The organism is Glutamicibacter sp. AOP5-A2-18, from assembly GCF_052446055.1.
In the GTDB taxonomy this organism is placed as follows: Bacteria; Actinomycetota; Actinomycetes; order Actinomycetales; family Micrococcaceae; genus Glutamicibacter.
The window spans coordinates 3239298-3251966 of sequence record NZ_JBQSVW010000001.1 but is presented as its reverse complement, the minus strand read 5'-3'; the positions used below and the strand labels follow the sequence as shown (position 1 = coordinate 3251966).

Below are 12669 nucleotides of genomic sequence, written 5' to 3'. Positions count from 1 at the left end.
ATGTCTCAGTCGACAGTGTCGTCAGCTGCCACACTTAAGAGCACTGACAAAGCAACAAAGATGCGCTACGCCGTAGCGTTCATGTTGTTCCTCACCGTAGTTATCAACTACATGGATCGATCAAACCTTTCCGTTGCAGCACCCTTGATTTCCGAAGAATTCGGCCTGGACACGGCTCAGCAAGGTCTGTTGCTCTCTGCCTTTGGCTGGACCTACGCCGCCATGCAGCTGCCTGGCGGATGGTTGGTAGACCGGGTACAGCCCCGCCTGCTGTACCCAATCTGCCTCGTGCTCTGGTCCGTAGCGACCATCTTTATGGGCATGGCTGGAAGCTTCGTTGCCTTGATCGTTTTGCGTTTGGCCGTTGGTGGTTTTGAAGCACCTGCGTACCCAATCAATAACAAGGTAGTCACCGCCTGGTTCCCAGAACGTGAACGAGCCACCGCCATTGGTTTCTACACCTCGGGCCAATTCATTGGTCTTGCGCTTCTGACCCCAGTTCTGCTGTGGTTGCAGCATGCGCTGACCTGGCACTGGGTCTTTGTTGTCACTGGTGCTGTTGGCATTGTGTGGGGCTTGATCTGGTTCTTCATGTACCGCAATCCGGTGGATTCCAAGCGGACCAATGCTGCTGAACTGCAGTACATCCGAGAGGGTGGCGGACTGGTTGATTTGGGCAGCGCGCAGGCCAAGGCGCCTGCTGCAAAGCTGAGTAAAGCAGAATTCGCTCTGGTGCTGGGCCGACGCAAGCTCTGGGGCATCTACATTGGTCAGTTCTGCTTGACCTCTACCTTGTGGTTCTTCTTGACCTGGTTCCCAACCTACTTGGTGACCTACCGCCACATGGACTACATCAAGACTGGTTTCTTGACGTCACTGCCGTTTGTTGCAGCGTTGGTGGGTGTATTGATCAGTGGTGTTCTCTCTGACTTCATGCTCAAGCGTGGAGTAAGTCTGGGGACTTCTCGCAAGCTACCAATCATCACCGGCCTGTTGCTTTCCATGAGCATGATCGGGGCAATCTTCACCGACAGCACTGCCCTGGTCATCACGTTCATGTCCATTGCCTTCTTCGGCAATGGTCTGGCATCGATTACCTGGTCGTTGGTTTCTGCGCTGGCACCGTCACGTCTGATTGGTTTGACCGGTGGCATGTTCAACTTCATCGGCAACCTGTCCTCGATTGCCACCCCAATTGTGATTGGCCTGCTGGTCTCGGCGACTGACTTCGGTCCTGCCTTCATTTACATGACGGTCATCGCGGCAGTTGGCATTCTTTCCTACGTGTTCTTGGTAGGTAAGGTGCAGCGCGTCGAAGGCTAGCTCACTAGGTAGGTGCGCAGGCAAAGAAATCGCCTCAGCTGTTCAAACCAACATGGAAATGTTTGGCAGAACAGCTGGGGCGAAATTCTTGCGCCCCGAAGCGCTGTTTAGTCGTTATCTAGTGCGATCTTCATTTGACGAGCGATTCGTTCGATCACGGGGACGACTACGGAATTTCCAGCCTGCTTGTACAGGTGTGAGCGAGCCATGCCTTCCGGGAGGCGAATATCCTCAAATCCCTGGACCGCGAAGCATTCTTCGGGTGTTAGCTTGCGAATGCCATGTTTGGTTAGAACTAGCGGAACATTATGGCCGCCAGTTCCCATGTTTGCGGTCAGAGTCGGGAACAAGTTGGACTTGTTCTTTCTGACGTACTGCCTTCGCCACTGGTAGACAGTTGATGCGTCCGTGATCTCATCGACGATTTCTGCGTAGCGAGGAAAGCTTTCGGCTGTGTAGTAGAACTTGTCGTCGACCTTCTTGTCGAGATCTACGATGTCAGAAATTTTCTTTGTCAGAGGAAGCTTTTCTGGCCATTCGAAGCGTTTGGCTACCTGCTCGTCGCGGAAACCAACAATATAGATTCGTTCCCTGCTCTGTGGAACGTTGCCGTACTCTGCTGCGTTCAAAACCTTGCTAGTCAGGTGATAGCCAGCATCTTCCAAATTGGCCATGATGACCTTGAAAGTATTTCCGCCGTCATGTCCCCGCAGATTCTTCACGTTCTCGATGAAGATTGCTTCGGGCTTCTTCTCACGAATGATGCGAGCTAGTTCGAAAAAGACTTCGCCTCGTTCGTCTTGGAATCCTTTTCGGTGACCAGCTACGGAAAAAGCCTGGCAAGGAAAGCCGCCCACGATGACGTCAACAGCAGGAACATCCGCGGAATCGACACTGCCAATGTCACCCACAACAAGTTCGCTTGCATGGTTCGTCGAATATGTTTTCGAGGCCTGAGGGTCTAGTTCATTCGACCAGACGGAATTGAAGCCGGCGCGATCGAAGCCACGTTCAATGCCGCCGACGCCTGCGAAGAAGCCTGCTACACGGGGTTCACTGTTGTTTTTCATCACCTATATTCTAGAACAAAAATACGAGAAAAGCTGCCCGTGTCACGAAACTCACCGCACCCGATCCGGTCGTTTTTGAAGGGCTCTATTCTACCTGTGTGGCGTTCAACGCGCGCGGTGACGGTTATCAGTATCTCTCTTATGCTGAGATAACTAGAATTGCCAATTTGCGGAGCCTGCCTCGTGTTTGGCGCGACTCGTCTGCGGTTTTGGAGATCCAAGCGGCGAATCATTAGGCAGTTCTGAACCTATGCGATCCCGAAAAACCGCATTGAGCAAGTGCCAAAAGATACCCGTTGCATCGGAGGCAGCATTGCTAAGCGCGTTTCAGATCCATTGCTAATTGGGGCAGTGGTTATCTACGATGACTTGTATAAACAATGTCGCCAGCTAGTGAAATGAGTGTTCCTATGACAACTATTTGGCAACAATACAGCTCGGACAGTCGTGAGCAGTACGTAGCGGCAATCAAGGCTCTTGGTTCCCTATCTGCGTTGTTCAGGCAAAAGTCTGACGGAACGATCGATCATACGGCGTACATATCCTCTAAGTATCAAGAAACGGTATTCGCCCGATTTTTTAGCGGATCTGTTGTGGACAAGGGTAATGACCCGTACGACGTGATGGTTCCAAGTTCAGTTTCAGGGAAACGCGACTTGGTCGGCATCAAGACATTCCTCAACTCTTCAAGTTCGATGCAAAAAATCATGCAATTCAAGAGCGTCGCTACGACGGAAGGCTGGACTGCTTGGATCAAGGACGGCGAGTATCAGCGTCTGGTTAGCAGAATCGCAGAGCTTAGAAACCAAAAGCTGAGGTCGACGCAGAACTTGTTAGCCGGAGCCGGTGTAGCTCCTGAAGAAGCGTTTGCAAATATTTTTTACCATTACCTGTCTCCGCTGAAAGACGGGCGAGTCTATGTGGGTGAGTCTGACTACTCATTTATGGATGAAAGCAATCTCCGCTATGTGGCACCGGACGAATCGAAGCGTATTTCTTCCCTCCAATTTAGCGATGGTAAGAACGAATACAAGTACACCCCTGCCGATTCAACCTTGTACATGCGTTTCGTGCATACGAAGAAAAGCGACAATGGTGGCGACATAGTTGATGAGTTCGCAGTCCGTCAGCTGGTCGACCCTCATGCTTCATTGATGCGCTTGTTAGAGGGGGATTTGGCTGAGCTGCTGCCATCCAAGGTATCCGAGGAGCAAAGCGACGAGCGCTCACAGGATGGCCTTTTTGATGTCAAAGGACTGGATGCGAATGATACCCCGACGGTTGTGCCCGCACCCGAGCCGGACAGCGACACCTTCACTGTGGTTGATAGAAACGTTGCGCCGAAGGCACGTTTGAAAAAGAAAACGCGCTCATCAGAATCGGTGACGTACGGGAGCGGACCAGACTCGACTAGCGTAGGTCAGACCTTCATCTTCCCGATCTTTAGACTATCCGATTACGGTGAAACACCCGCCGGCGAAGTGGACGCAAGATCAGGTCTGAACGTACGCCTCGGAGCGCCTAAGAACAAAGGATCGGACACTCGACGTCCGGTGAATGAAGTTGAAATCAAAATTCCCGATCCGCGCAACTTCCATCAGGAATTTCCACTTTTCTTCGGCACCAACGATGCCGGCGATCCCATTTCCAAACTTCAGAAAGTCGGTTCAACGTGGAAAACGGCATTCGAGGATATCGGTGATCGGACGTTTGAGCTTGAACTGACTCAATCCGGTCAACGGATGGATGCCATTTTGACCGGCGACGGAAATAAGCAACTTATGTCTAAACATCGTCAGGTCATTCTAGGAGGCTGGATTCTGTCTCAAGTGTTCCAGCTTGGAGAATATGAACGTTTGGATCGCAACAAGCTAGACCAGCTCGACTTGGACAGCATCAGGCTAACGCGACTTGGGAACAGGTGTGTAGGCATGGAATTCATCAAGGCCAAAGAGGAAGACCTGGAATTCTTGTGGCCGTCAAGACAGGATCGGTTCAGAGAGCTCTGGACGCCACCTTCGTCCGAGGATGAGTAGGGTCCTTGTGGTCAGCAGTGGCAAGCTCCGGAGCGGATGTATCCGTTCCGGAGCTTGTAATTACCGAATTCGCGCTTTTGGCAAAGCATGAGTTTTGGTAGCAGGGATGACAACGTCGATGGCGATCGGACGGGAGCCATTTTGCCTTGCGACTGAATCCGCATGATCCACCGCATGGTCAAGATGGTCGAGATCTGAATCGCTAAATTGAACAACACCAGACATCTGCACGAGCGCTCTAGTGACCGCACGCGTGTAGTCGCGTCGTGTAGAACCTTGCAAGCCACTATTTACTACCTTCACGGCAACTTTTCGGGCCAACTGACGATGCTCAAGAGTCAGTTTGCGTTCCAACAACGAGCCGTAGTCGTCTTCCGTGAGTATTCGTGCTCCGACGATTTGCGATCCGAACACCACATGCCGTTTCCAAAGCCGTTGCAGGACGTGGCGTCGATTCCCACCGGACAACCGGCTCCGGGCTGTCCGGTTTTCGCTTTGGTCGTCTTCAGGCAAATTGAATCTCTGAAGCGCGAGGTCAGGTAGTAAGACTAAGGTGATGAAATCCCAAACGGCTGCGACACCGAAGTCGCTACCCGCCATCGATTCCCAATTTGAGATCTGTTTTCCAACCGCCAGATCGAATTCAGCCTTAAAGTCTCCGCTTGAATTCATCGCTTGTTCGGAAGCCTCAACGCAACCCTTCCTAAAATCGAGAAGTTCATCCTCCTGAATACGGACAGGGCCAGTAGCTGGGAACGCGTTGGGGCTAAGGAGGTACTCTTCGAAAAGAGAACGGTCGAAAGTAGAGGCTTTTGCTCGACTAAGCAGTGCGTCGCGCAACTTGTTCGCATCTTTGAATTCAAGCCGAGGAAGAGATCTTGAGGTATTCATTATTTGATCCTGTAGAGGTCTGAACCGGTCAATAATTTGTAGTCGAAAAGGTCGGGCTGCCGGAAGTACATGCCCATGGCTGAATCCAACGAGCAATTGAGATATTGCTGTGAAGCCCTTGATGCGGCTGACGCAATGGAATTTGGTGCTTCTGTCGCGACCTCTTCTGCCGACCGTGAGTCATTTGACGAGAATTTGATGCCTGCGACCGTGCCAATGAGAACTCGGGTGATGGAGGAGACGAGTTCGGCATGTACCGAAGGATTCGCTTTGCCTGAGATGAGTTCTCTTACTACTTGAAAATCTTCGTTAAGTTCCAAGCGCACTGAGTGGGCAAACGGCGCCTCGATGTCCTCGGCAGTCACAGTCAGTCGCCACGGGGCAGCAGGAAGCTGTTCCTCCTCAAATGAGAATGCGCTTGTCGGGAAGCCGACTAGATCAGAGTTCAGAGCTACTCGTGCCGTAGGGCCTTCTGCCAGCACACCTCGACGCAACCAAGGTTGATCATCCACGGAAGCGATAATGGCAGTCGAAATTTCTATGCTCTCAGAAACGGCGCTTCCAGTAATCGTGATTTCCGCAGTCGCGTCTGTGGCATCGACTTTGCGAGTGAACGCAACCTCTTCTGTCAGAGAGTAAGCAGTATCTCGACACGTGACTTCGATGATGAGACGGGCAGAGGCGTAGTCAATATCGATACTCTCGAAGAGCAGCTTTTCGACAACGGCCGAAACGCGAAAAGTGACCTCTGAGTTCGAGTCCCATAGATCAGGAAGCTGTTCGAATGTGTACGTTTCTCCGTCCATGTCTGCCGACAAATCTGTCCACTGGACGGACTGCAATCGAGGAAATGGGTAAAAAATTACCTTACTCATTTGACTTCCTCCGTTTGCAAATCTATTTCGAGGGTCGCGACAATGTGCGTTCGGAACGCGAGGTCGACGACGGCGCCGTCCTCAACTGTGTGGGAGTGGCCCTCAGCAATTTGTTGCCCGTCTCGGAGCTATAACACTTCGGCTTCCTCGTCAGTAAGCTTCATCCGCCCCTCAGCCGTGAGCGCAAAGATGTTCGCTTTGACGAGCACATTGTTACCTGCCTTCGACCGGGCACGCACTTGAAGTTGTTGTCCTCGCCGATCATTTGTGGCTCCACTGCCTAGGATTTCGACTTGCACACTGGAAGATGCTTTGTTGGCTTGTCCTCGGCGTTGGTCACCTTTGAGGTTCCTTTCTTCCATTTCATCAACTCTGCCGAATGGTACGAATTCACGCAGTCCTGTTGCGACTTCTCGCACTGATCGAGTGGTTTCTTTTTGCGGCGATTGGTGGACGGACAGGAACTCGCGCGTCTTGGACCGAATATTATTCAATGTCCGGGTAACCACATAGGCCGAAATCTCGTTATCAGTGCCAGAGCGAGGATTCCAACTGTCATGAGTTGGTGGCTCTGACGCGCTGAAGTGTTTGTCGCATTCCGGTGTTGGTTTGAAGACCCCATGCCATTCAAAGTTTTCATCTTCGAAGAGAAAGTCGTCATCATAATAAACAACGAGCTCTGCTTCGGATCGCATGAGGCAAAGAGCATTTTGACGCTGAGATGAGGGCGCCCCAAGAGGAGTCTTGAGCCTGAGCGACAGATGAAGGTGACCGACAGTTCGGTCTCGTCGCGTACCAAAGTAATCCATCTGGGAAATTCCAGGCTTTTTTGGCGGTCGTAGGGTTATCGGAATCGTTTTTTCATCCAGAATCCCGGCTGGAACTGCGCGCCCTTCTTCGTAGGTTTGCTGGCCCTGTTGCGTCCGAACATGAATGAGCGCGTTTGCATAGATTTCGCTCTCTTGGCGGATTCGCTCGGCGACTTTGAGCTCATCCTCGTTCCGATACAGCTCAATTAGCATCGGTAGGTTATCGTCATCAAGCGGAATAGTCTTGGGCCATGAATTCATAGACAGCGCTTCCGAGATCTGCTTGAGCAGTTCGGATACGTGATCATCTGTTTCGACAGCGACCTGAACTAACGGAGCTTGCTCGCCTTCTAGCTCTCCCTCAAGTACATCCTCCACCGAAATTACGGGTTCTAGGATCAGGATCGAGGTCCCTGTTTCATGGTTGTCACCATCGTCCCCAAACGGCAAATGAAAGAGGAGCTCTCCTAATTTCTGAGCTTCTTCACCAAGAATAGGAACAATGTCGGTAAGTGCAGGATTTGAAGTTGACGGAACTAAATTGCCCCACCAATGTGCTCCCGTGTAGCGCATCTGATTTTCTGCGTATGGCTCATGTAAGCAAGCAGCAATCAAACGGTGCTCGTATTGGCCTTCATCGTTCAGGCAACGGGTCCAATACACAACGCTGTGAACGCGTGACACTTCAAAGGTTGCAGTCTTACCGAACCCGAAAGTGCCTCCGGAAGATTCGGAAGTTTTGGTGGTTCCGATGTCAAAGACGAATGAATTGAAGTTATTGGGCCCACCCTCTTCAGCAACTTCCGTTGCGCGGTAGGGCCCATTCAATCCCGATGTGCCGCGATCAAAGATCTCAATCGCGTGAAGGTTTGGATTATTGAGACTGGACCCCAGATCTTTCAAGGAAGAAGGTAAATTCGTGAAAATTCGTTCACGCAGAATTCTGCGAGCATCTTCTTTCACCTTGTAGACGCGTACTCCATAAGCTGGATCCCAGTCTGGGTCCCTTGCATCCCAAGAGTTTTGTAAGGTTTCTCGGACTACGATTCCTACGCGGGAGAGGTCAGAAGTTGGACGCAGAAGTTTGCCGCGACCGCCACTTGTTTGATCTCCTGCACCGCGCGGTTTTGAATAGCGATTTAGGGTCGATAGGGTCATTTCTGGTCTCCTAACGCAAGTCGATCGAAGTCAAAATGGGTATCGGCAGCGCCGAGTGCAGCAAGGTGAAGTTTGTAGTTCACGCTGGAAATTGCGTCCACATTGACCTGCGCCAGGCTTGTCGAACTCAGCACCGGACTTTCAGAGGTAATTTCCCAGAACCGCCAGGAAACGATACTGAACCGGAAATTCTGGGCGTCTGGCATGCCAATGACATATCCGACCTTTTCGAGTTTCCCAACGAGCTGTTCCCGATCAACCCCAAGCTCTAGAATCCGCCTAATTGCATCATCAATATGTTCGCCACTGTTGTTGTCAATTTCAGCGACGGCTAGGGTCAACGTCGCAGTCATGGGCACTGCGAGTTGTTTTAGGCCATGGATTGAGACCGCGGACTCAGTCTGAAACTTGGAAGTTTTTACTTCGACCCGCGAACCTGTAGAAACGAAATCGTGGATATCAAATTCTGAGCGTTGCCAACTTTCCAGCGCGATTGGCCCTACTGCTTTCACACTCTGTTCCAGGAATATGAGTTCACCGTAGAGACCGCTAGCGAAGTTAATATTGAACCCTGAAGTCGCGAGCTGAAGTAAACGTCGCCAGTCAGACGCTGACTCCTGTAAAACGGCTGAGGGGTTGACCTCGCCCAGAAGACGTTCTAGCAGCTCGTCCACAAAGACATAAAAGACTTCGTTGAGTCTAGGCTCACGACAAATAATCTTTATGCAATCTACGTCTTCACCGGTACTGTCGACCGCAACCTGTGTCGCAGTTACATCAATAACTTTGCTGACGGAAAATGAGCGAACCGATTCAGAGGGAGCCTCAAAGTAGGCAACTGCATTGCCATTCTGATCAAAACCAACCCAGGCGCGATGTGGTTCTTCTCGATCGCGTATGGTCTTGACGTCAGCTTCATTCTTATTGAGCAGAGAATGGGCGTCACTTAGCTCAAGGAAATATTCGCGAGACCTCATAGTAGTCATCCTGTGTAGCTGCCTTCGTTGTCTTGAATGTCGTCAATTTCGTCATGAGACTCGCCGAACTCTGGCACGACCCTGATTCGAGTTCCGCGCGGTACTTCGAGCTCGTTTCGACTGTCCAAAGGCGCGATGTATGCGACACCCATAATCGGCAAGTTACTATCCTCTAGCAACGTGGGCGCGACTTCGTGCAAGACCTCCGTCATGTCTCGGCGGTGTTTTCTCTCGCCTTGGACTTTTGAATTTCTTGAAATTGGGTAAAGGATCAATAGCCCTCTACCGTCGAGACCATCTCGATCTCGTCGCAACTCCAGCTGTTGATTGTGCTTCGCGTTTGCACCTAAATCATGTTTCCGGTCGAAGTACGCTTCGAAATCTCGGAGAATATCTCCACCTGCCATCAGCGATCTAATATTGATGTGAGTTAAATCCGTTGCATGATCCGCACCAATGGGTGTGCGCTGTATCAACTCGAATGGCTCGTCACCGTTACTATCAGGTATGACCACGTTCCAAGTTTTTTGTGGCATGTTTTCGGCAGCCCAGCGGTACGCACTAGTGAAGTTCTCCTCGAAACGCGAGTGCACCGCAAAGTTGCTAAAGAAGTCACCTAGCTCGTGGATTGGGACGTCAGCGTATAGCGAAGAATCCTCGGCCTTCCGGTACTTCGCAAGTTGGCTTCTTAACTGAAGCGCAACTTCTACGTTTTCATTGTGGACCGATGGATTTGTGACGTCGAAAAGCGTTGTCTGCAGACGTGTTCCTTCAAAATCAACTTCAGCGACCGTGGCATGCTTCATTTTTGCCGCGCTGGTGACCTGTAGTCTTCCGGGATGCAAAAGAACTCGGACACCGATCTGCTCCGGTGTTTGGTTAGAGCCTGCCATACGACGGATCTCTTGGCGGACGTCCTCTTCGACCGTAGCCAAGAATCGGTAGTCGCCTTCAAGGCCAGGGCTGAGCCATACTCTTTGAAGGTCTTCGTAGCCGATTCGGTAACCGAACCAACGTCCCATCTGCAGTAATGTGTCGTAGGCGCTTGAAGTGCGTGTGAAGTAGGATACGAACAATCCTTCAAGAGTCAAACCACGTGATAACGTTCCACCACCGATAACGATTACTGTTTGGGGATTATCGTCAGGGTAACTCAGTCGCTCCGTTTCGGACGCGGAACCATTGTCTACGGAGATTCTCAGCGAACGCAGGACATTTGGAATTTCTGCTTTCACGGACTGCCAGCTTGGGGCATCTGAATCACCGGTGTAAAGCTCTGCCGCGCGGTCACGCTCATCGTGGAATGTATCTAGGAAAGATTCCACGTCCTCTTCGCGGGCGGCTCGCTGCAACGGGGCAAGGAAGGCTTCGACCTCGTCACGCATTGCGAAGTGTGGGTCGACTCGATGGGTCGTGTGTATGAGCATTGTTGAATGCTTTTTGGCTTGCTCTCGTGTTCGGCGAATAGCAGCAGAAACTACGAACCAGCGAATCGCGTCTTCCAGTGATTCTGTGATTGTGGGGCATCCCCCCTTCGCAGGGGCTAGATGCTCAAGCTCTTCCTTGGAGATGGCCCGGACCACGTCGGGCAGTTTGGCGTCGGGTGAACTTTCTAGTCCAAAGATCCGTTCAGCACCGAAATAGGCCTTCGGGGTTGTCATAACGTGAATAAAATCTTTCGGGTACAGCTGAACCAACTCACCATCGTTTGCACCACTATTTGGGTCCATGAGTATGTTGGCGAAAGGGGTTGCTGTGTAGCCGATGTAGGTACCATTGCGTACTTCAGCCCAAATCTCACGCATGAGTTTGTTGATCTTGGTGGGATCATTTTCCGGTTTGGTTGATGAATCCGGCGTGGCCTGATCCGATTCATCGTCCACGATTAGGACAGGTGTATTTTTTCGAGTTTGTTCGTCAACGGAGCGCAAGAAATCCAAGACATTCTGAAGGCGGGATCCGTTTTTCTTCACAACCGCAATGATCTTTTCATGCGTTGAGACGACCACACCGGCGTTGCGGATGTGGGCCCGACCAAAGTCTCCGTCAGGGTCGGTGAGGCGGTACCACCCTTGTCCGCCGTCCTCCATCCCAAGGTCTCGTTCCAATCGCTCTTGGGTTTGCTTGCGGAGATTGTTGTGGATTCCTGAAAGAACCAGAACGAAGCGGTATTTTTCGTCGATGGCTTTGGCGATGACCGCTGAAAAATTCGCGGTTTTGCCTGACTGAACGTTGCCAACAACTAGGCCGAGGCGCTTTGCGTCGTAGACTCTAGGTTCGGCTAGTGAGGAGACGATTGCATCGGTCGACTTGTCGATTTCGCCGATGGCATCGGCCAGTCCCGACTGCTGCATGCGCTCGCCAAGTTGGGACCATACGCCATTTTCTTTAGGTCCTGTGTACCACCCGAGTTCAAGAACGTCACGACTGGTAGAAGTGTTGCCATCTGCTTCGCGTAGCTTTTCGCGACGAGCGATTTCAGCTCGACGTTCATCAACTAATACGGACACTGCGGATCGAACATCCGGGATGAGTTGCTCTAAAGAACGTACGACCTCTTTACTTGCCTCACCGAAAGTTTGTCCACCAGCTAAGAAGCCATCAAGCAATTGACGAACAATACCGAACTCATGCTCTTTCAAGCTATTTTCTCTTTTCATGCGCAGGAATGGTGACGTTTTGATCAGTCTAGCCAGAGTAGCGACAGTTTAGATTTCTTTGGTGAAAAAAGTCGAGCATAAAGCCCAATTTGAAGCTGTAAATCTTATATGGAGGCCAAAGGTGATGTCAGTTTGTGGTGTCGTGGTTGTTGCCGAATTGAAGTGGTTCGTTTCTTTGCGTAGAGGACGGAGAGGAGTTTCTCTTTGCAAATCACATGCGTTTGAGGGTTCTTTCCAGTTCGGAAAAATAGTGCCATGCTCTCATTGCTAGCTGAATGCTGACGATGAAGATCCGGTAGTCCACTACGTCAGGCTGTTCTCGGTAGCTTGGACGTACCAACGAAATTCCCTGAGCTGAACCAGTCGTAGCAGTACTGAGCTATTAACAAGATGACAGTGCGTACGGTGATCGCATTGAAACGTTCAACGTGGCACACCTTTGCGATGGCTTTATTTCTGGCGAATTCGGAAAGGTCAACGATCGCCACCTACGGCTCGGTCTAAGATTTTGGTTCTCGTTAGCGGAAAATTAGTAGAGCTTAGCAACTATAATGAATTTTGGACGTGGGTTTGAATAACCGGATCCATTGAGGAGCGCTAAATCCTAAGGACCCATGATATTCAGACGGATAGAATGACGTTCAGCACGTACGCAGGCAACTCGTTTCGCCACGCGAGCAAGGTCCCGAGTAAAGGAATTCGCTTCCACCGACTTCGATGTTTTTACTGACTCATCTAGTTCGGCCCAGCGGGATTGGGAGTAACGAATATCTGTGGCTTCCGAGTAATTCCGCGTGTGTTCATTGATCCCATAAAATATCTCCAAACTCCGGAACATATCCGATAAGCAGCTTCACCCTTCAAGCAGTT

8 protein-coding genes are annotated in these 12669 nt (G+C 51.0%); 2 read left to right on the top strand and 6 right to left on the bottom strand.

What is annotated here, in order from left to right:
* Positions 1–1323: an MFS transporter gene (locus ACT3RW_RS15575; RefSeq protein ID WP_444614386.1), complete on the top strand. Its 1323-nt coding sequence runs from the start codon at positions 1–3 to the stop codon at positions 1321–1323.
* A gap of 107 nt (positions 1324–1430) precedes the next feature.
* Here the strand turns inward: ACT3RW_RS15575 and ACT3RW_RS15570 are convergent, their stop codons facing one another.
* Complete coding sequence (locus ACT3RW_RS15570; protein ID WP_444614385.1) at positions 1431–2393, bottom strand: DNA cytosine methyltransferase; 963 nt, start codon at positions 2391–2393, stop codon at positions 1431–1433.
* Positions 2394–2803: 410 nt separating this feature from the next.
* Here ACT3RW_RS15570 and ACT3RW_RS15565 point away from each other — a divergent pair, with 410 nt between their 5' ends.
* Positions 2804–4429 (top strand): hypothetical protein, encoded by a 1626-nt coding sequence (locus tag ACT3RW_RS15565; RefSeq protein ID WP_444614384.1) that lies wholly within the window; start codon positions 2804–2806, stop codon positions 4427–4429.
* A gap of 60 nt (positions 4430–4489) precedes the next feature.
* Here the strand turns inward: ACT3RW_RS15565 and ACT3RW_RS15560 are convergent, their stop codons facing one another.
* The 5 genes from ACT3RW_RS15560 to ACT3RW_RS15540 form a co-directional block, all read right to left on the bottom strand.
* The gene (locus tag ACT3RW_RS15560) at positions 4490–5320 is read right to left on the bottom strand and encodes a hypothetical protein (protein ID WP_444614383.1); all 831 of its coding nucleotides are present in this window, start codon (positions 5318–5320) and stop codon (positions 4490–4492) included.
* Positions 5320–6195: a hypothetical protein gene (locus ACT3RW_RS15555; protein WP_444614382.1), complete on the bottom strand. Its 876-nt coding sequence runs from the start codon at positions 6193–6195 to the stop codon at positions 5320–5322. The genes ACT3RW_RS15560 and ACT3RW_RS15555 overlap by 1 nt, the downstream gene beginning before the upstream one ends.
* A 128-nt stretch (positions 6196–6323) precedes the next feature.
* Positions 6324–8162, bottom strand: coding sequence for a hypothetical protein (locus ACT3RW_RS15550; protein WP_444614381.1), 1839 nt, complete (start codon positions 8160–8162; stop codon positions 6324–6326).
* Positions 8159–9139: a PD-(D/E)XK motif protein gene (locus ACT3RW_RS15545; RefSeq protein WP_444614380.1), complete on the bottom strand. Its 981-nt coding sequence runs from the start codon at positions 9137–9139 to the stop codon at positions 8159–8161. The genes ACT3RW_RS15550 and ACT3RW_RS15545 overlap by 4 nt, the downstream gene beginning before the upstream one ends.
* A gap of 5 nt (positions 9140–9144) precedes the next feature.
* Positions 9145–11781 carry a Z1 domain-containing protein gene (locus tag ACT3RW_RS15540; RefSeq protein ID WP_444614379.1) on the bottom strand — a complete coding sequence of 879 codons (2637 nt, stop codon included), beginning with the start codon at positions 11779–11781 and terminating at the stop codon, positions 9145–9147.
* Positions 11782–12669 lie beyond the last annotated feature (888 nt).